Here is an 18,741-nt window from a genome sequence, read left to right on the forward strand (position 1 = left end):
GTACCTCGCAAAACCTACCGATCCTTCCGAAAAAAAGGGCGGGCCCGCAGGCCCGCCCCGTCACGCGATCCGCGCCTCGATCAGCGGATGTTCGGCCAGGGGTTCTCCTCGCTCATCGTCTTCATCGGAACGCCCATCGCATTCGTGCTTTCGAACTTGGTCACGAGCGTGCCCGTGGCACGGCATTCCGCAACACCAGCGACGTCGGTTCCAGGCAAAATACCGGCACCGATGCAGCTATCACCCGCATTGAAAGGAGTTCCAAAGAGATTCTCGTTCAGACGCGGATCGTTGAACGCCCAGTACATCCCGCCGCTCTGCGTGTGGTTCTGCCCCGGAGCGGTCAGGAAGTCGTCCCGCGTGATCGTGTCGTAGCAAGTCACGCGCTTGGTCCGGGCACCCGAGTTGAACACCTCGTCGCGGTTCCAGACACCGCCGAACAGCGGCTGGATCAGCACCTCGCCGTCCCAGTTCGGCAGCCGTGCCATGTTGGTGCCGGTGACCAGCACGAACCACTCGGTATCCACCGGGCCGGTCGGGTACCAGCTGTACATGTGCGTCAGATGCGTGGTCAGGCCCAGCGTGTTGAAGTTGCCGATCGCCTGGCCGCCGGACAGCGCGCCGCCGTTCGCGATGTCATTGATGCCCTTGTACGCGGTCACGAAACCGTCCGCGGCGTCGACGATGATGATCTGACCCCACATGGCCGCCTCGGGATCGTCGTTGGCAACGATCAGGAAGCCCTCGGTCTGATCCATCAACAGATAGGCCGGGAACGATGCATCACCGGTCAGGCCTGCGATGTCGAGCCCGCTGAAGGACGGGTCGTTCACGGTCTGCTGGATCAGGTCGAAGTCGGACATGCTGCCGGACGCGTCGTTGTGCCAGCAGGTGCCGTTGACCGGATCCTCGTACTGCCACACGTAGTGCAGCCGGTTCGCCTGGAAATCGGGGCTATTGATCCCGACACCGGGGATGTTCCCGGAAGACCACGCAGCCGGAGGGGCTGCGCCGTCAATGACGGTCCGCTTGATAAAGCCACCGAGCGACGACTGCAGCGAGAGGAACGAGAAGCTGCCCGCCCCGGTCTTGAAATACGGGAACAGCAGTTCGTCGGACTGGGCCTGGGTCGCACCCAGCGCAAGCGCCGCACCCAGAGCGAGAGACAGGACTTTCTTTTTCATCGTTGAGGCTCCTTATTGATCTTTAGCTGGTATATCTAACATGGTTACTGACCGACATCGATCTCGGCCCAGTCGCATCACTAATCGCTGTTGTCCTTTTGAACCACGTCGCAGGTGCCCATCACCCACCCTTCGTGGAGGTTCTTAGGCACCGGAACGCCGGCAATCGAGTGGTCCTCCCATTCCGAGGAGAGGACGATCGCGTCATCGCTGGCCAAGGCGCACATTTCTACATACGGAACCTTATAGCCACTGGGAACTTTGCCGCAGATGTGCTTTGCACGACTTTCGCTGATCCCCGCTCGTTCAGCCACAAACCAGCAGTTGTCATATTTACCATCTTTACCATCGCTGTTCGACTGGACGGGCCCAGCCCCGAACAGCATGCCCACCGCGGCTCCCGCGGCGACAAGTTTCAATGCCGTCTTCATCTGATCGCTTCTCCTTATTGCCCTGTTCGTTTCCACAAAAGGCGCCCACCCAGATGACGCCCATTTACAACACCCGGTGCGCAAAACCAACACCTGGCGCAAGACTACGCGGCCGGCGGCCCAACTGTCAAGGCGTGCAACCCGGGATCTCCAGCCCCGTAGATGTCATCGGAGCGCGCCCCGCCCGGAGACGCGCCGCTTATCCCGCACGCGTTAACCCCACCGCGCGGGCGCGCGGGCGTGGTATCGCTGTGAAGTCGCTGCCGTGGGGCGGGGGGGGGGCTGCAAGTCGATAACCCGGTCCGAAAGCTTCCATGACGTACGCTCCTGCCCGCCTGCGCATCGGGGATGTTGAACCGATTCCCTAAAAGCTAATGTAGACTGACGGCAACCGCGGCGCAAGGGCTGCACCCCGCGGGTCGACGATTTTTTTCTACCGGCGAGCGGGCACAACGCAGTATTTCGAGGACCGAGCGGTCGAGTCGTATCCCGGTGGAGCGCGAGACCGAAGACTCCGACGTTTGGCGCGGCCAGGAAACGCGCACGGCCACGGGGCTCCGGCAGTGGCTGCAGCGCCGGATGTCGCTGGCGCGGGCGATTCGCGCAGCGCCGGGGGTCGCCCAGGGCGCTGATCGATCCGGCGACGGGGCGCGCCCAGGCGCCATCGGATGGGCGCCGGTGAAGCACTGCGGCGGCTCACCGGCGCCCGCCCGGCGACCGGACGCGCCCGAGCCGCTGCCGCCCGCGGCGCAGGAGGCGATACACCCGCACGACCAGGCGCCGGGAGTGCGCCTGTTCCAGCTGCTGGAGGCGCGCGGCCGCTTGCCGATGCTGCTCCGCAACGGCATCGATCTCCTGGCGATGCTGCTGCCGCAGGCGGTCGATCTCCTGGCGATGCTGTTCTTGCATCCCGGCACTACGGTCCTGCAGGTCCCGATGCTGCTCGGCCAGCGCCTGGTGCAGCCGCTGCTGCGCCTCCAGCGCGTGGCGCTGACGCGCCGTTTCCTCCGCGAGGCGCTGCCGTGCCTGCTCGCGCTCGAGCGATTCCTGGCGCACGCGGCGGTATTCGCCGAAGATCGCGTCCAGCGCCGACGCGTCCCAACGCGCGCGCCATTTCGCGTACAGGCGCTGGCGATGTGCCGATGCATCGGCCGACCGCGCGTGCACCAGCCCGACGCCGGAACCGCCGCCGCTGCGGTAGGTCGCGGAGAGGCGGTCGACACGGGCGAACGGCGTATGGCACGCGGCCTGCAGCCAGAAATCCCAGTCCTCGTAGACGTCCAGATCCTCGTCGAACCGGCATCCGGCGGCCAGCAGGTCGCGATGGAATACCACCGCGTGGATCGGGATGAAGTTCTCGTACGCCAGCCGGTGGGCATTGAACGGCTCGTGCATCACCCGCACGATCCCGCCCTGCCCCTCCGGCCCCCGGTCGACGACGCGCACGCCCGCGTACGCGGCGCGCAGCGAGGGATGGTTCTGCAGATGCCCGACCAGCCCGGCCAGGTGGTCGGGATCGAGCAGGTCGTCGTCGTCGAGAAACGCGATGAACGTTCCGTTGGCCGCGTCCAGCCCCCGATTGGCGGCCCGGCTGCGCGACAGCGGCACGCCGGCCGCCACCGAGCGCAGCGGGAAGCGACCGCACCATTCGGGCAACGGCGGATGCCCGCGCCCGAGCGCGTCGACCACGACGACCTCGACCCGGGGATAGGTCTGCAGCGCCAGCGAATCGAGCGCTTCCTGCAACGCCGCACGCCCCATGCTGCGCACCACGACCGATACCAACGGCTGGGTCTGTTCGTCGAGCGGCAGGCCGCGTTCCGCGGCCCAGCGCGCCGCGCTCGCGTAGAGCGCCATCGGGTCCTTGGCGATCTCGGCCGCGGTGGCCACGCAGTACGCCTCGGCGGCCTCGACCTCGGGACCGAGGGTATACGACCGGAACCGGTTCAGCGCCTCGACATGCCCCTGGTAGTCGCGCTGGCGTATCTGGCTGGCGAACACCGCCATGGCCGCGCGCTTGCGCGGCAGTAGATCGGTCACGTCGAGCAGCCGGTTCGGCCGCAGCGGAACCCCCACTTCGTACATCGCGAGCCGCAGTTCGCCGCCGACGCGGCGCACCGCCTCCGCCGCCACCATGCCAAGCGCCCGGTGGTCCGGGTGCATCTCGAGCACCGAGGGCGCATAGAGCAGGCGCGTGCCGGACCCGCGCAGCGTATCGACCACGCGCTGCACCAGCCACTCGCCATAACGGACGCCGCGGTCCGGGAGCCCCCAGAACTCCGGATCCCCATACCCCAGCAACCGGCCCGCCGCCCGGCTCTCGCGCTGGCGCTCGCGGGCGTAGTCGACGGCACTGCCGCTGTCAGGCGGGGCTTCCGCCGCCCCGTCGGTGACGACGATCACGCGCACGGGATCGCCCGCATCGACGTGGCGCAGGATCGCCCCGCCGCAGCCGAAGACCTCGTCGTCGGGATGCGGAGCGAGCACCACCGCTGGGCCGCGACCCAGTGCCTGCACACACTCGTAGGGTACGTGCCGTTCTTCCATCAGCATCCCTTCCCCGGCACCGGCCCCGTCCCTCCCGGATCCGCCCTAGCGGGCTGCCGCGGGGTGGCTCCCGCAGTTCATTCTGCGTTCACTCCGGCCGCCGGTTCAACGGGCGCCTGCGCAGGCTGCGAAGCCCAGTCACCGAGCCCCTCCATCCGGCGCCGGAACTCCTCGGTGACCACGCGCGTCTCGGTCACGTCGCGCGCGACCTGCGGCGTGATCAGAACGAGCAGTTCGGTGCGCTGCATCGAGGTACGCGTCGTTCCGAACAGCGGGCCGAACAACGGCATCCGGTGCAGACCCGGAACCCCCGTCTCGGTACGGCTGTTGCTGTCGCGAATCAGCCCGCCCAGTACCACGGTCTCGCCGCTCTGCACCGCGACGGAACTCTCGATCAGGCGCTGCTGGATCGTCGGCGAGTCGATGCCCGATGTGGTGGTGCGCGCCACATCGTTGACCTCCTGTTTCACGTCCATCAGCACCATGCCGCCCGCGTTCACCCGCGGGGTGACCTCGAGGCTCACGCCGGTGTCGCGGAACTGGATGTTGCTGACGATCACCGGGCTGTCGGTCACCACCGACGCGGTCTCGGTCGTGCGCACCGGTACCTGGTCGCCGACCCGGATCACGGCGGTCTGATTGTCGAGCACCATCACCGACGGCGAGGACAGCACGTTGACGAGCGAGTCCTCCGCCAGCGCGCTCAGCACCGCACGCACCTGGCTCGCACTGTCGACGATCGAGTAGTTGAACCCGGGAAAGGTCTGCGCAAGCGTCGCGGAGTCACTCGACCCGAATATGCCGCGACCCCGATAACCACTGCCGAGGTTGTCCTTGAAAAACCACTGCAGCCCGTATCGCAGTTCGTCGGACAGGGTCACTTCGACGATGGTCGCATCGACCAACACCTGCATCGGCGGAATATCCAGCTCGCGGACCGCCGCCTCGATGACTTCGTAATCGCGCGCACTCGCGAGCACCAGCAGCGCGTTGTTGCGGTCGTCGGCAATGATGCGGACCTCGCCGTCGAGCGTGCCGGAGACCGTCCCGGCATCGATCACCGTCGCCTCGGCAACCGACCGGCCGCCGGCCCGTTCGGCCGATGCTTCCTGCGTGCCGCCGAGTTCGACCGCGGTCATGCCCGGCGCCAGCGAGGCCTCCGGTTCGGCGCGGGGCACCCCCGAGCCGGTGTAGACCTGCGTCAACACCTCGGCAACGTCCGCGGCCTTGCCGTTCTGCATCCGGTAGACGTGCAGCCGCGGCGTGTGCACGTCGCGGCTGCGGTCGAGCCGGGTGATCCATTCCTTCGCCTCGTCGAGGTAACGCGGCTGCGGGGTGATCACGAGCAATGCGTTCAGTCGCTGCACCGGGATCAGGCGGAACAGCCCGAACACCGGAGACTCCGGATCGGCCAGAACGCGCTGCAAGGCATCGGCCACCGCGTCCACCTCGGCATTCTTCAGCGTGAAGAGGCCAACGGACATCCCCTTCAGCCAATCGACGTCGAAGATCTCGACGGTTTCCAGCCACTGCGCCAGCTCGCGCCGCGTCCCCGCCAGAATCAACAGATTGCGGTTCCGGTCCACGCGTACCGCCGAACCGGGAGTGAGAAAGGGTTCCAGGATCTTGTACATCTCGGCGGCACCGATGTACTCCAGAGGCACGATACGCACGCCGAAACCGGGGTCGCCCGCCCGAAGCCCCGGCGCGACAGTGCCCTGCAGCGCCCGGTCGCGCGGCATCACCTGGTGGACTCCATCGACCGGAACGATCACCACCCCGCGCAGGCGCAGGATCTGCTCGAGGGTCGGCAACAGCGCGTCGCGCGACAACGGCCGCGTGGTCTGCAACGTGACCTGCCCCTGCACGCCGTCCTCGATCAGGTAGTTCAGCTCCAGGAGTTCGCCCAGCACGAAGCTGACCACCTCGCGCAGGTCCGCGGCCTCGAAGTTCAGCGAGACGTCTCCGGTCGGCTCCTCGGCACGAACGGCACGCGCGGCGCGTTCGGCGTCGAAGAACTCGCCGGAACCCCGGAGAATTTCGTCCTCGATGCGCGCATCCGCGCGCAGCCCGCCCGGGGCATCCGGCGCTTGGCGCGCGGCCGGTGTACCGGGCAACGCGGCATCCGGCGGCGGCGTCGCCTGACCCGGCAGTGTCCGCGGTCCGCCGGATCCGCTGTCAGGCTCCAGCGTCGCGCAGGACCACAGGAACAGCGCGGCCGCGACGAGCCCCCCGGCACGCAGCGCCAGCCGAGCAACCCGCCACGCTGCCCCGGGCGACCCGGCCACACGCACTCTACCCTTCGTTCCCGATACCATTTGTGTCCTCTTCGAATATATTGCCTGGAATCTCTTCCAGCCTGCCGTCCGGCACCTGATCCCCGATACGCCGGGCGGCTTCTCCGGTCCGCCGTTCCGGCCGCAGCGGCAGGATCATGGTCCCGGCCTGCGAGCGCAGTTCGACCTGGTCGGCCGCGACCGCTTCCAGCACCCAGTCTCCCCGCGCGTCGCCCTCGCGCAGCACGAAGCTGCGGCCGCTCTCGCGATCGCGCACGATCGCGAAACGCCCTTCGGGCGCGATCACGGTGCTGGTCAGCACCCAGGCCTCGGGGCTGCGTTCCAACGGCGCCGGCACGGCCTCCGCCTCGTCGACACGCGGCCGGCGCCCGGGCACGAACAGCGGACGGTCGCGCAGCTCCAGCGCGGGCGCCAGTTCCGGCAGCACCGGCAGCGCCAGGTCGGCAGGCGCCACCGCCGGAAGCTCCCGCTGTACCGTCGCGAGCAGTGCGTCGCGCCGCTCCTCGTACCAGCGATGCATCAACCATGCCTCGACGGCTAGCGCTACCAGCAGCAGCAGCGCCACCAGCGCCAGCGGGACGCGGACGCCACGCACGGTCATTCCCCGCCTCGCATGAAGACCATCGCATCGAACTGCGCCTCGACCTGCTCGGCGCCCGGGTCGGGCGTTCCACGCCGCACCACGCCCCGCCGCCCCTGAATGCGGACGTTGTCGACGAAAATCAGCGGGCGCGCTGATTCCACCGCCTCGAGCACCTCGGCCAGCACCTCGCTGTCGCCGCTCATCTGCATCCGTACCGCCACGCGCACGAAGCCCTCCTCTTCCTGCGGCGCCATGACCAGGGTCGAGCGCACGTTGCCCCCCTTGTCGGCCACGACCTCGCCGAGGCGGCGCTGCAGATCGGCGGCGGCAAGGGCCGGCGTCTCCCGCTCGACCGCCAGCCCGGCACTGCGCACCGTCTCGGTCAGATCGGCGACCCGTTCATCGAGTGCCGGCCCCTGGGCCGCGACCTGCGCCAGCCGCTCGAGCCGGAAGCCGAGGTCGGCAACCGCATCGTGGTAGAGGCGATACCGGTCGACGACCGGCTTCACCACGCCCACGCCGACGGCCACGAGCACGAGCAGCAGGATCCCGAGCGCAAGCGCGCGGCGCTCGCGCGGCTGCAGATTTTCCAGCGTCATCCGTCGGCCCTGCGGATACGCGCGGTAATCCGAAACTGGTCGGCGGCACCGCCCATGCGGTCACGCGTGACCGGGGCCGAAAACGACACGCTTTCGAACATCGGCGATGCCTCGATCCGCTCGATCAACCCCGACGCCGATTCCGACAAGCCGCCGATGTCGACACGGTTTCCGGACAGCTCCAGGCTCTGCACCCAGGTATCGTCCGGCAGCACCCGGGCCAGCTCGTCGAGCGCCTCGGCCGTATACGGCCGCGCCAGCCGGCGCTGCACCAGGAACTCCGCCTGCTGGCGCAGATCCCCGTGGCGCGCCTGCAATTCCTCCACCTGGCGCGCGACGCCTTCGTAGCGCGACACCTCATGGTTCAGCACGACGACCACCTGACGCAGGTAGCCCAGCGGCACGAGCGCGGCCGCGACCAGAAGCACGACAACCGCCCGCGCCAGCCAGGTATTGGCCCGGGCCGCAGCACTGCCCTGCGCCCGGGGCCCGCGTGGCAGCAGATCGATCGCTTTCTCGCCTGCAGCGAGCACGCGGTCGGGGCGGAGATCGAGCGCGGCCAGCCGGTCCAGCCACGCGTCCAGCCGCGGGCGGGGAATCACCAGCAGCCGGATCCGCAGCCGCCCCTGAGCGGGCCGGCGCTCGAGAACACGGAACGCATGGTAGACCGCATCGACCTTGAACGGCGTGTGCCGGTCCATTTCGAAGCCAATTACCTGGGCGAGGTTCTCCTCGACGGCCAGCGGAAGATCCAGCGTCTTCGCGAGCACCTGGCCGGGCGGCAACACCAGTTCCAGGTCACGCCGTGCGCGTTCCTGGCGCAGCTCCCGGGGAAACGCTCCCGCCGATTCGATCTCGGCGAGCGCGAAAGCGCCCAGTTCCCGACGGCCACCTGCGGCCCGCACCGATGCGACGACCTGTTCGCCGCCGAGCTCGAGCACCAGCGCTTCGCGTTCGGGAAACACGCGGCGCGGCAGCAGGGCGCGCAATTCGCCCCACCACCAGCGCCACAAGGCGGCGACTGCCGCCCCTGCCGATTTCCGGTTCACTTCCACATTCACCTGCTCGCCCCATCGCCTGCCCCCGTAACGCGGCCGCGATCGCGATAGGCCACGATCGTGAAGGGCTTCCCGCCGCCGTCATTCGCAGGAACGAGTGTGGCCCGCAGGCCCGCGGAGCCCCCTCCCGGCAGCACGACGAAAGACTCGACAATATACGCGATTCCGGCGGGCGAGGCTACGTGCGCGAACGCGCCGGGGAAAGCCGGCCCCGGTCTCCCCTGTGCAAGCGCCGCCTCGCGTTCCTGCACGAAGCCGTCCAGGACCACCGGCTCCGCAGCCGACAGCGCGGTCAGCAGGCGCGGGTCCGCGATCTCCGGGGCAATGCCCGCAACCCCGGAATATACCGTCAGCCATGGCGCAACCCGACGATAGACCGTCGGCGTGATGCCAAGAACGCGCTGGAGCTCCTCGACCGCCGGAAACGGTCCGTTGCGCGGGCCGTCGGCACGCCCGGCGGCCGCATAGCCTGCGGCACCGTCGCCATGCAGCCGGCGCTCCGGGCTCGGATCCCGCCAGTCGAGGATGTTGTCGACCAGCCGGCTGCGCTGCGCGGCTTCGTCGGCTCCGGCCGAAAGCAGCAGCGCGTCGAGCAGCTCGCCCGGCGCGTGGTTCAGGTCGACGTAGGCGGCCGCATCGCGGACCCGGACCCAGATCTCCCGGTCGCCGAGCACGATGCGCCGCAGCGCGCCGTCGCCGCTCCAGCGCTGTTCCGGCTGCGGGTGGCTCAGCATCAGCGCCGCGTGGTGGATGCCGCCCTCGGCCAGCGTGCGCGCTTCGGTGACCTGCTGCAGGTAGTGCACGATCCCGGCTTCCCGGCGCATGCCCAGCGTCAGGCTGCCGGCGATCACCGTCAGCAATGTTATGATCCACAGCGTGGTGACCAGCGCAACCCCGCGCCGGCGCCTGCGCGCTGCCAGCGTCCGCTTCCGCGTCATGGCCGCGGCTCCGTGATCCAGATCTGGGCGCCATAATCCTGGCGCGGCGCGACGATCAGCGGCGGCCATTCGCCTTCCCGGTCGCGGATGCGCATCCGCACCAGACGCGGCAGGCGGTCCGCCCGCCAGTGGTCGGTCCAGTTCGGTTCGCGGCCGTGCGCCTGGGTGCCGAAATACTCAAGCGCGATTTCCTGCACGCCGTCGGCGAGGGTCTCGCGGTCGGTCTGCGTCGCCGCGAGCGTATCCGGATGGAACAGGCGCTGCCCGAGGACCAGCGCGGCTTCCGCGGTACCTGCACCCGCCACCTCGAGCGAGAGGCGGTACAGGCCGCCGCCGCCGCGGTGCCCGGGCAGGGCCGCCACCCAGTCGACACCATCCGGGCGCCCCTCGAAAACGAGCACCGGGCCCTGGTCCGCGGTCTGCCGGAACACCGGCTCGGCGCGCGCCAGGCTGCGGTCGATGAACTCGAGCACCTGCATGCGGTCGGCGACCTCGCGGCCGGCGCGTTCCGCGGCATCCCAGCTTCCCGCGCCCAGGCGCAGCCCCGAGAACAGCAGGCTCAGCAGCAGACCGAGCAGCACCAGCGCGATCATCACCTCCAGCAGCGTGAATCCACGCGCCGGACCCGACCGCCACCGCACGCGCGTCATCGGGACGCCACCACCCGGAGTGTGGTCAACTGTAGCGATCGCGGCCGTGCCTCGCCCCAATACACTTCCAGCGTGACCAGGAAGGCGTCCAGCCCAGCGGGCTGTGCCAGACCGCCATCGATCCATTCGTGGGGTGCGACCGTCTGGCGCCACCGGTAGCCGTCGCGGCCGAAGTCGCCCCGGGTTTCCCCGACTTGCAACGGTTCCTCGACGCCAGCCAGCGCGAGCTGACTCTGCGCCAGGCGCAGCGCGGTGGCATATTCCCCAGCCTGCGCCGAGAGGCGCAAGCCGCCGGAAAACACCTGAAACAGCACCGCGAGCGTGACCGACATCAGCACGAAGGCGACCAGCACTTCGAGAAGCGAAAACCCTCGGCCCCGCCCCGGACGGGTCTTCGGGCACGTCCGCCGCCGGGTTCGGTCAGGCATCGCCGCCGGCTCCGCCGCCAGCGGTGATGCCCACCCGCCCGGTCAGCCACTGGACGTCGACCCGATAGCGACGCTGCCCCGCCGCCAGCGTCAGCCTGCCGCCGGTGGCCGAACCATCGGGGAAGAAGGTGATCGCGCCCACGCTGTCGCCGACGACTTCGGTGGTTCCTGTCACCATCCGCAGGTCGATGCCGCCGGGGAGCTTGCGCTGACGGGCGTCGTCGCCGATCCAGTAGAGGCCCTGTTCCACATCGACGAACAAGCCGACCGGCTCTCCGGAGGCGATGGCGCGGCCCCGCGCGTAGCGCAGGCCCGACGCGAGGTCGCGGGCGGCACCCTTGATCTCCAGCCCCGCCAGCGCCCCGTCGAAACGCGGCACGACGAGTACCAGCCCCACCGAAAGGATCACCAGCACGACCATCAATTCGATCATCGTGAACCCCCGGCGATCGCCGACCGCGACGGTCCGGGACATGGCGACCAAAACCGTCGCTACTCCCAGCTCACGACATCTGCGCTTTCGCCTTCACCACCCTCACGGCCGTCAGCCCCGTAGGACCAGAGGTCGAACGCACCGTGCTGCCCGGGAAACCGGTAACGATAGGCGTTGCCCCAGGGATCCTCGGGCACCTCGCGCTTGCGCAGATAGGGGCCGTTCCAGCGCTGCGCACCTGAGGGCTCCCGCACCAGTGCCGACAGGCCTTGCTCGGTCGTCGGATAGGAGCCGACGTCCAGGCGGTATAGATCGAGCGCGGAACTCAATTCCTGGATCTGCACCTGGGCGGCGCGCGTCTTCGACTCGCCGAGATAACGCATCACCTGCGGACCCACCAGCCCGGCCAGCAGCCCGAGGATCACCAGGACGACGAGCAGTTCGATCAGGGTAAATCCGCGAACACGGGTGCCCGCGGCGGCGCGCGCCGGAAACGGCGTCGCAGGAATCGGAATCATCGTTTTCATTCACTTCCAGTGTCGGTTGGATGGTCAGTCGGCGGGAATTCTACCGGCGTTGGACCGGCGTTCAAAAGGCGAGTTCGTTCACGCTGACAATCGCCACCAGGATCGAGATGATGATGAACGCGATGACCAGACCCAGGCCCACGATCAGCACGGGTTCGAGCAGCGTCAGCATCCGCTGGATCGCGGTGCGGACCTCGCGGTCGTAGACGTCGGCGACCTGGATCAGCATGTCTTCGAGACGCCCGGTCTGCTCGCCGACCTTGATCATCTGCACGCCGAGCTTCGGGAACACGTCTGCCTGGAGCAGCGGATCGGCCATGCCCTTTCCTTCCTTGAGACCGTCGACGGCGGTACCCAGACCTTCCGCGAGCACCCGGTTGCCCAACGTCTCGCGCACGATCGACAGCCCTGCCAGCAGCGGTACGCCGTTCCCGAGGAGCGTGCCCAGGGTCCGTGACAGGCGCGCGGTCTCGAGCTTGCGGATCAGATCGCCGAACAGCGGCAGGCGCAACAGGCGGCGGTCCCAGCGCAACCGGCTCTGCGGACGCCGCAGCTGCCGGCGCAGGAACAGGTACAGGAGCACGGCTCCGATCGGGATCGTCCAGCCGTATCCGGCCATGAAATCGCCGCTGGCGACGACCACCTGCGTCATCAGGGGCAACGCCTGGTCGGCATCCTCGAACAGCTGGGTAAAATGCGGCACGACGAACGTCAGCAACACCAGGACCGAGATCACCGACACCACGACCAGGATCGCCGGGTAGACCAGCGCCGATACGATGGTCTCGCGCAGTTCCCGCGACCGGCGCAGATAGTCCGCGAGGCGTGTCAGTACCCCATCCAGCGAACCGCCCAGCTCGCCGGCCCGGACCATGTTCACGTAGAGACGCGAGAACACGCTGCCCTGTGCCTCGAGTGCGTCGGACAAGGACGAACCGCTACGGACGCGGTCGAGCACCCGCGCCACGAGACCGCCGAGAGGCGAATCCCCCGAGAGTTCCACCAGCATCTGCAGCGAACGCTCGAGCGGCAGTCCCGCCCGAAGCAGCGTGGCGAGCTCTTCGGTAAACGCGTGCAGGTCCTGCGCGCGGACACGCCGGTTCCGCCCGATGCCCGGCAGGTGCAGTGCGGCCATGCCGTGCGCTTCGCGCACCCGGATCGGGATCTGCCCGGAGGACTGCAGATAACGGACCACCGCTTGCGCGTCGGGCGCCTCGTATTCGCCCTCGACGACCTCGCCTTCACCGGTGGATGCCTTGTAATGGAACAGTGGCACGACCGGCTAGCTCTCCGTCACCCGCAGGATTTCGTCAAGTGTGGTCAGGCCGCGCGCGACCTTGGTGAGACCGTCCTCGTATAGGGTGCGCATGCCTTCCTCCCGTGCCTGCTTCGCGATGTCGCCCGCGGGCGCCTGCCGCATCACCAGGCTGCGGATCGGATCGCTCATCACCAGGAACTCCGTGATCGCCAGCCGACCGCGGAAGCCGGTGTGCGCGCAGGCCGGGCAGCCAACCGCCTGGTACACCTGCAGACCTTCCGGCGGTGCGAAGCGTTCCAGACCGGTTTCCGCGACCAGCTCGGGCACCAGGTGGACCGGCTCGCGACAGTCGGGGCAGAGCCTGCGCACCAGGCGCTGCGCCAGGATACCGTTGACGGTGGAGGTCAGCAGGTACTCCTCGACCCCCATGTCGAGCAGCCGGCTGATGCTCGCCGCCGCGTCGTTCGTGTGCAGCGTGGACAACACGAGGTGGCCGGTCAGCGCGGACTGGACCGCGATCTGCGCGGTCTCGAGGTCGCGCATCTCGCCGACCATGATGATGTCCGGATCCTGACGCACGATACTCCGCAGCGCCGTCGCGAAGGTCAGGCCGATCTGCGGCTTGACCTGGATCTGGTTGACGCCGTCGAGCTGGTATTCGACCGGATCCTCGACCGTGATGATCTTGCGTTCCGCAGTATTGAGCCGCGACAGCGCCGTGTAAAGGGAAGTGCTCTTGCCGCTGCCGGTCGGACCAGTGACGAGAATGATGCCATGCGGCAGATTCAGCACGTCGAGAAAACGCGCAAGCGCATCCCCCTCGAAGCCGAGAGTCTCGAAATCGAGGACCACGCTTTCCTTGTCGAGCAGGCGCAGGACGACGCTTTCGCCGTAGAGCGTAGGCACGGTGGATACACGCAGGTCGAGCTCCTTGCCAAGAATGCGGATCTTGATCCGGCCGTCCTGGGGTAACCGTCGCTCCGCGATGTTGAGCCGGGCCATGATCTTGACCCGGGAGATCACCGCCGCGGAGGACCGGGCCGGCGGTGCGTCGATCTCGTGCAGGATGCCGTCGATGCGCAGGCGCACCTTCAGGCTGCCTTCGAAGGGTTCGATGTGAATGTCCGAGGCGCGCGCATCGACCGCCTGCTGCAAAATCGCGTTCACCAGCCGGATCACCGGGGCTTCGCTGGCCATGTCGCGCAGGTGCTCGATGTCCTCCTCGCGCACCTCGTCGTCGTAGACGGCATCCGCCGCGTCGGGCGCGAGACTTTGGTGCGCAAGGCGGTCGAGCAGCGTCGTGATGTCGGCCGGAAGGGCGATCCGCGGCGTCACTTCCTGACCGGCTGCCAGCGCAACGGAATCGAGCACGAAACGGTCCCTCGGATCCGCCAGCGCCAGCACCAGCCGGCCGTCTTCCTCACCGAGCGGCACCGCGCGCACCTCGCGCAAAAAACGCTCGGGCAGATCTGCGGGGGGCTCGAGCAAATCGGGGCTGTCCTCCGCACGCACGATGGCGACGCCGGTCAGCGCCGCGAGTGCGTCGGCAAGGTCGCGGTCGCCGACCACACCAAGGCGAAGCAACACCGCCGCCAATGCAAGTCCCTCGCTCTGGGCGAGGCGGCGCGAGCGCTCCAGGTCTGCAGTACGCAGCCGGCCCTGCGTCACCAGCCAGGCAGCGAGCTCTTCGTCCGGAATGTCCAGATCCAGGACTGCCTCTCCCATCATGCCGCACCCGCCCGACGAATACTGCGGTAGAGATTCTCGTAAAAGAACGCTTCCTCCTCGATCCGCGCCGGCAGCGGCACCGATTCCCGCCATCCGGCTACACGGCCCGGATCTTCCGCAACCGCCCGCAGCGCCTGCGCCCAGGCATCCACGGCGCCTGGCGGCAGTGCCTCGCCACTGCCGTGGGCCTGCACCCACTCTGCGGGCGCGCCAAGCGCGCTGACGAGCGCCGGCACGCCCGCCGCAGCCGCCTCGTGCAGTACCAGCGAGAAACTCTCAGGAACCAGCGAAGGCACGCACAGCAGGTCGGTCGCACGCATCAGCGCCGCAATCTCCTCCGCCGCAAGGAGGCCGAGTGGCCTGACCCGCGGGTCGGCATCGGCAAGCTGCGCAATCCTGTGGGTATACGCGGCCTCGTGCGCGCGTCCGGCAATGATCAGCCGCAGCGAAGCATCGGGCACCTTCGCCATCGCTTCCAACAACACGTGCAGACCCTTGGCCTCGACAATCGAACCGACGTAGGCGAGACGCAGAGCGGGCTTGGCACCGGGTTGTTCCGGTGGCTCTGCATCGGCAATGGCCCGCAGATCGACGCCATGCGCCACGACCCGGAAGTCCAGACCGGGAAACGCATCCTGCATGCGCGCCGCCACATAGGGAGACGGGGCCGCCCGCACGCTGGCGGATGCCAGTATCGCCCGTGCGTGCTCCCAGCGTCCGCGCAGCGCCGCAGGCGTCCAGGCGGCGTTGCCGCAACCCTGGACGCAGCGGCGGCCGCCGTCGGGGCCGGTACAGACCCGCCCTTCGGCATCGATCAGGTTGATCCGCAGGCACGGCAGGAAGAAATCGGTGGCGGTGACGACGATCGGGATCGCGGCCCGCTGGGCGGCGGCTACGGCCGATGCCATGCGCATGCTGTGCATCACGTGGACGACATCGAAACGCTGCTGGTGAAACCAGGCCTGCAGCTCGTTCACGGAACGTTCGGAGACGTCGAACGAGGTCTCGACAGCGGCGGGGAGCGCTCGCCGGTCGATGGCCACGACCGGCACCCCTTCCCATAACCCTTCCCAGCCCCCGGAAAGGCTATCGGCCCGTCTCCAGCCGAGCCCCTCCGGGTTCAGGGCGCAGCTGAGCACGTGAACCCGGTGCCCGGCACGCTGCGCCATCCGGGCGAGATTCAGCGTGACGCGCTCGGTCCCCGTGTGAAACTCTGGAAAGAACTGGTGGACAACGTACAGGATCCGCATCAGACCCCCGATTTCAGCTGCAGGTACAGCCCATCGACCCATCTGCGATCGACATCGTCCGGCGCTGCGTCCCGGCGGTCCAGATACAGATACGCCAGGGCCGCCCCCACCGTTCCGGCGAACGTCTTGCGCACCGCCTCGACAAACTCGGTGCGGACACGCCCGTCCTCGGAGGGGTGGATCGACAGCGCAAACTGCTGAACATGGTCGAGCCGACCGAGCAGCATCTCGGTGAAAGGCTCGTGAACGCCCGCGGCCGGAGGCAGCGCTTCGCGGCTCTCGCGCAGCGTCTGCAGGAAGCGGTCGACGGACGCATCCCCGATTCCGGTCCCGGCTCCTTCCGCCGCCACCGCCCCCGAGCGCAGCAGTTCGCGCGGCTTGAACCCGGCGATACTCCAGGTCACCCGGGGCTCGACAGTCGCTTCGAGCCAGCGCCCGAGGACAGCCGCAGCGCGCTCCACCGCAGCGAGCATCGCGCTGGCCGAGGGACAGCGCAGGATCTCGAAGTCTTCGAACACCTGTACCAGGAACACGACATCGACGAACGTGCGTTTGAGATAATACCAGGGCGCACGGTTGTGCGAGTGGATCACCTTGATCGACGCGAGCATCGCCACCGCGTGCCCGGCACGGATCAGCCGAATGCCGAGATCCAGATCCTCGGCGTAATCGCCACGGTACTCGTACCGAAGGAACAGCTCCCGTCCGATCATGCACGCGACGTCGGAGAGCTGGCCCTGGGTGCGCAGCGCGAGATGGTCCGACCCGGTGAACCTGCCGATGCGATCGCCCTCGCTGCAGCCCAGGAACCGGTAATGCGTGGCGATCATGCTGTCGTACATCAGGTCGCTGTCGCTGCGGCTGTACTCCGAGCACGATGCCGCGGCTACCCCCTCGGCGGCATGATCGGCCAGCCACCGGGCCATGCCATGAATCCATCGGTCGCCGACCGGGTACGCATCCTGCACCATGAACAGCAGCAGGTCGCCGGTCGCCGCCCGCGCTCCCAGGTTTCGGGCACGGCTGTGCGAAAACTCCTCCTGGCGGATCGCGACCACCCGCGCGCCGGCCGCCCGGGCGCGCTCGGCGGTGCCGTCGGTGGACCCCGAGTCGACGACCACGATCTCGACCTCGCGCACGTCCCGCTGCGCCTTCAGCTTGCGCAGCAGGAGAGCGAACTCGGCACCGGCGTTGAAGGTGGGGATCACCACGGACACCCGCTGCTCGATGGGTTCGACCGATTGGAGCAGATCGGGATGCAAGCGCACGGGCCCCGGAACCGCAGGAGCGGCGCCCATGAACGGATTGTCCCCCGAAGCCCGATTCCGGAACGCCATCACGGCCGTCAGGCGCCGCAGGTTGCGCAGGTAGAACGGGCTGCGCCGGAACACGCCTGTCCAGCCATGGCGGCGCAATTCGGACCGGGAAGCGAGCCAGGCGTTGTTCCAGAGGACGCCGACCCCGCCTTCGCCCACCCAGCCGACCAGCCGCCGACCGGCCCGCAGCGGCCGCGTCAGCCGCCAGGAGCGGGATTGGTGGATGCCGGCGATATGCGCATTCAGGCCTTCGACCTGGCGCAGCAGATTTCGGCGAACTACGGCGAGGTGCTCCGCCTCGCGGCGCTGCGCATGCATCTCCGCAGCCAGCGCCCGGTTTTCCGAACGTTCGGCTTCGAGTTGCGCACGAACGGTTTCGGCCGTGCGGCGCTCGCCGTCGATCTCTGCCTGCAGCGTGCGCCGCTGCTCCTCGAGCCGGCGCGCCGCATTGTGTGCTTCTGTGAGCTGCTGCGCCGCCTCAGCCACGCGCTTTTGCTCGCCAGTCAACTGCCGCTCGAGTCCTTCCCCCCGGGCCCGCTCCTGGTCCAGGCGCTGCTCGAGGTCGCCCAGCCGCACGCGTTGCGCCGCCATCGTCTCGATCAGGTCGGCGACGTCTTCGCCCTGCCAGCGCGCGAGCTGACGGCGGCCGAACGCGGCGAGCCGTCGGCGCCGCTCCGGGTCGGCGGTATCCGCGTGCCCGGACCCCCGTTCGGCATCGAGCACGTAGACGGCCGAAACGCCCGGAACGCGAACGAAATCCCCGCGCTGCAGAAGCTGCAGCCAGAAATCCCAGTCCTCGAAGTGATCGAGCGTTTCATCGAAGCGCACGGCGGGATCGGCACGCTGGGACTCGACACGGAACAGCGTCGAATGGATCGGAAGCTGGTTCTCCAGTTGCATCAGATTGCGGTCGAGATCGGCGTCATAGACGCGGCATAGGCGTTCGGTGCCTTCGGCGTCCGCCACACAGCGCACCCCGGCGTGCGCAGCAATGGCGCCGGGGTGCCGCGCGAGCGCTTCGGCAAGGCGCTGCAAATGCCCCGGCAACAGCCAATCGTCGTCATCCAGAAACAGTGCGAACTCCGCTTGCGCCGCGTCGAGGAGCCGGTTCGCGGCGGCTGCGCGCCCGAGTGGCCGCTCCGGCGCAAGCACCTGCACCCACGGCGCACCGGCCGGCAGCAGACCCGCAGGGATCGGCTGGCCGTGCGCAGCGAGGATGATGGCGCGACACGAAACCCCTTCCTGCGCCCGCACCGACTCGATCGCCCGGACCAGCGAAGGCCGCCCCATCGACCGGACCAGCACGTCCACGGTTCCCCCACTGGCACGCGTCATGCCCGCGCTTTGCGGCACCACCGCACCGGTTCATCGCAGCGCCGCGCCGGAACCCCGGCGCGGCCGGGGCCCGGACAAGGGCTCCATTCCAGAAAGGTCACAGCTGTCACACCCATGCACACAGGAAACTAAAGGCCGGCAGCCACAAGCGGCGGCCCCGGCGATTCCGGACAGGTCGA

16 protein-coding genes are annotated in these 18,741 nt (G+C 68.4%); all 16 read right to left on the reverse strand.

Going from position 1 to position 18,741, the window contains the following annotated elements; translation table 11 throughout:
* Nucleotides 1–80 precede the first annotated feature (80 nt).
* Nucleotides 81–1,184, reverse strand: coding sequence for a hypothetical protein (locus tag TVNIR_RS08985; protein ID WP_015258699.1), 1,104 nt, complete (start codon nucleotides 1,182–1,184; stop codon nucleotides 81–83).
* Between the two features lie 80 nt (nucleotides 1,185–1,264).
* Nucleotides 1,265–1,615 (reverse strand): hypothetical protein, encoded by a 351-nt coding sequence (locus TVNIR_RS08990; protein WP_043739543.1) that lies wholly within the window; start codon nucleotides 1,613–1,615, stop codon nucleotides 1,265–1,267.
* Nucleotides 1,616–2,311: 696 nt separating this feature from the next.
* The gene (locus tag TVNIR_RS08995) at nucleotides 2,312–4,162 is read right to left on the reverse strand and encodes a PIG-L family deacetylase (protein ID WP_169794297.1); all 1,851 of its coding nucleotides are present in this window, start codon (nucleotides 4,160–4,162) and stop codon (nucleotides 2,312–2,314) included.
* Between the two features lie 77 nt (nucleotides 4,163–4,239).
* Entirely contained in the window at nucleotides 4,240–6,480 is a 2,241-nt protein-coding gene (gene gspD / locus TVNIR_RS09000) for a type II secretion system secretin GspD (RefSeq protein ID WP_157092235.1), read from the reverse strand.
* Complete coding sequence (locus TVNIR_RS09005) at nucleotides 6,458–7,060, reverse strand: hypothetical protein (protein ID WP_015258703.1); 603 nt, start codon at nucleotides 7,058–7,060, stop codon at nucleotides 6,458–6,460. Before TVNIR_RS09005 ends, gspD begins: the two co-directional genes overlap by 23 nt.
* Nucleotides 7,057–7,641 carry a type II secretion system protein GspM gene (gene gspM / locus TVNIR_RS09010; protein ID WP_015258704.1) on the reverse strand — a complete coding sequence of 195 codons (585 nt, stop codon included), beginning with the start codon at nucleotides 7,639–7,641 and terminating at the stop codon, nucleotides 7,057–7,059. Before gspM ends, TVNIR_RS09005 begins: the two co-directional genes overlap by 4 nt.
* Nucleotides 7,638–8,690, reverse strand: a complete 1,053-nt coding sequence (locus TVNIR_RS09015) for a type II secretion system protein GspL (protein ID WP_157092236.1) — start codon at nucleotides 8,688–8,690, stop codon at nucleotides 7,638–7,640. Before TVNIR_RS09015 ends, gspM begins: the two co-directional genes overlap by 4 nt.
* Nucleotides 8,691–8,698: 8 nt before the next feature.
* On the reverse strand, nucleotides 8,699–9,637 hold the full coding sequence (locus TVNIR_RS09020) for a type II secretion system minor pseudopilin (RefSeq protein ID WP_015258706.1): 939 nt from the start codon (nucleotides 9,635–9,637) through the stop codon (nucleotides 8,699–8,701).
* Entirely contained in the window at nucleotides 9,634–10,287 is a 654-nt protein-coding gene (locus TVNIR_RS09025; RefSeq protein WP_043739545.1) for a prepilin-type N-terminal cleavage/methylation domain-containing protein, read from the reverse strand. Before TVNIR_RS09025 ends, TVNIR_RS09020 begins: the two co-directional genes overlap by 4 nt.
* Complete coding sequence (locus tag TVNIR_RS09030) at nucleotides 10,284–10,715, reverse strand: type IV pilus modification PilV family protein (protein WP_043739546.1); 432 nt, start codon at nucleotides 10,713–10,715, stop codon at nucleotides 10,284–10,286. Before TVNIR_RS09030 ends, TVNIR_RS09025 begins: the two co-directional genes overlap by 4 nt.
* Nucleotides 10,708–11,190: a GspH/FimT family pseudopilin gene (locus TVNIR_RS09035; protein ID WP_043739548.1), complete on the reverse strand. Its 483-nt coding sequence runs from the start codon at nucleotides 11,188–11,190 to the stop codon at nucleotides 10,708–10,710. Before TVNIR_RS09035 ends, TVNIR_RS09030 begins: the two co-directional genes overlap by 8 nt.
* A 17-nt stretch (nucleotides 11,191–11,207) precedes the next feature.
* On the reverse strand, nucleotides 11,208–11,666 hold the full coding sequence (gspG, locus tag TVNIR_RS09040) for a type II secretion system major pseudopilin GspG (RefSeq protein ID WP_015258710.1): 459 nt from the start codon (nucleotides 11,664–11,666) through the stop codon (nucleotides 11,208–11,210).
* A gap of 70 nt (nucleotides 11,667–11,736) precedes the next feature.
* Entirely contained in the window at nucleotides 11,737–12,951 is a 1,215-nt protein-coding gene (locus TVNIR_RS09045) for a type II secretion system F family protein (protein WP_015258711.1), read from the reverse strand.
* Nucleotides 12,952–12,957: 6 nt separating this feature from the next.
* A complete protein-coding gene (gspE, locus tag TVNIR_RS09050; protein WP_015258712.1) occupies nucleotides 12,958–14,658 on the reverse strand; it encodes a type II secretion system ATPase GspE in 1,701 nt (566 codons plus the stop codon).
* Nucleotides 14,658–15,911 carry a glycosyltransferase gene (locus tag TVNIR_RS09055; protein ID WP_015258713.1) on the reverse strand — a complete coding sequence of 418 codons (1,254 nt, stop codon included), beginning with the start codon at nucleotides 15,909–15,911 and terminating at the stop codon, nucleotides 14,658–14,660. Before TVNIR_RS09055 ends, gspE begins: the two co-directional genes overlap by 1 nt.
* Entirely contained in the window at nucleotides 15,911–18,562 is a 2,652-nt protein-coding gene (locus TVNIR_RS09060) for a glycosyltransferase family A protein (protein WP_043739549.1), read from the reverse strand. The genes TVNIR_RS09055 and TVNIR_RS09060 overlap by 1 nt, the downstream gene beginning before the upstream one ends.
* Between the last annotated feature and the right edge of the window lie 179 nt (nucleotides 18,563–18,741).

Origin of the sequence: Thioalkalivibrio nitratireducens DSM 14787 (genome assembly GCF_000321415.2) — a bacterium.
GTDB lineage: Bacteria > Pseudomonadota > Gammaproteobacteria > Ectothiorhodospirales > Ectothiorhodospiraceae > Thioalkalivibrio > Thioalkalivibrio nitratireducens.

Bases quoted from the DNA above. Each gene is read 5' to 3' on its own strand.
- TVNIR_RS09005 (WP_015258703.1), bottom strand. From the start codon at position 7,060: ATGACCGTGCGTGGCGTCCGCGTCCCGCTGGCGCTGGTGGCGCTGCTG.
- TVNIR_RS09060 (WP_043739549.1), bottom strand. From the start codon at position 18,562: ATGACGCGTGCCAGTGGGGGAACCGTGGACGTGCTGGTCCGGTCGATG.
- gspG (WP_015258710.1), bottom strand. From the start codon at position 11,666: ATGATTCCGATTCCTGCGACGCCGTTTCCGGCGCGCGCCGCCGCGGGC.
- TVNIR_RS09035 (WP_043739548.1), bottom strand. From the start codon at position 11,190: ATGTCCCGGACCGTCGCGGTCGGCGATCGCCGGGGGTTCACGATGATC.
- gspE (WP_015258712.1), bottom strand. From the start codon at position 14,658: ATGGGAGAGGCAGTCCTGGATCTGGACATTCCGGACGAAGAGCTCGCT.
- gspM (WP_015258704.1), bottom strand. From the start codon at position 7,641: ATGACGCTGGAAAATCTGCAGCCGCGCGAGCGCCGCGCGCTTGCGCTC.
- TVNIR_RS09025 (WP_043739545.1), bottom strand. From the start codon at position 10,287: ATGACGCGCGTGCGGTGGCGGTCGGGTCCGGCGCGTGGATTCACGCTG.
- TVNIR_RS09055 (WP_015258713.1), bottom strand. From the start codon at position 15,911: ATGCGGATCCTGTACGTTGTCCACCAGTTCTTTCCAGAGTTTCACACG.
- TVNIR_RS08990 (WP_043739543.1), bottom strand. From the start codon at position 1,615: ATGAAGACGGCATTGAAACTTGTCGCCGCGGGAGCCGCGGTGGGCATG.
- TVNIR_RS08995 (WP_169794297.1), bottom strand. From the start codon at position 4,162: ATGGAAGAACGGCACGTACCCTACGAGTGTGTGCAGGCACTGGGTCGC.
- gspD (WP_157092235.1), bottom strand. From the start codon at position 6,480: ATGGTATCGGGAACGAAGGGTAGAGTGCGTGTGGCCGGGTCGCCCGGG.
- TVNIR_RS09020 (WP_015258706.1), bottom strand. From the start codon at position 9,637: ATGACGCGGAAGCGGACGCTGGCAGCGCGCAGGCGCCGGCGCGGGGTT.
- TVNIR_RS09030 (WP_043739546.1), bottom strand. From the start codon at position 10,715: ATGCCTGACCGAACCCGGCGGCGGACGTGCCCGAAGACCCGTCCGGGG.
- TVNIR_RS08985 (WP_015258699.1), bottom strand. From the start codon at position 1,184: ATGAAAAAGAAAGTCCTGTCTCTCGCTCTGGGTGCGGCGCTTGCGCTG.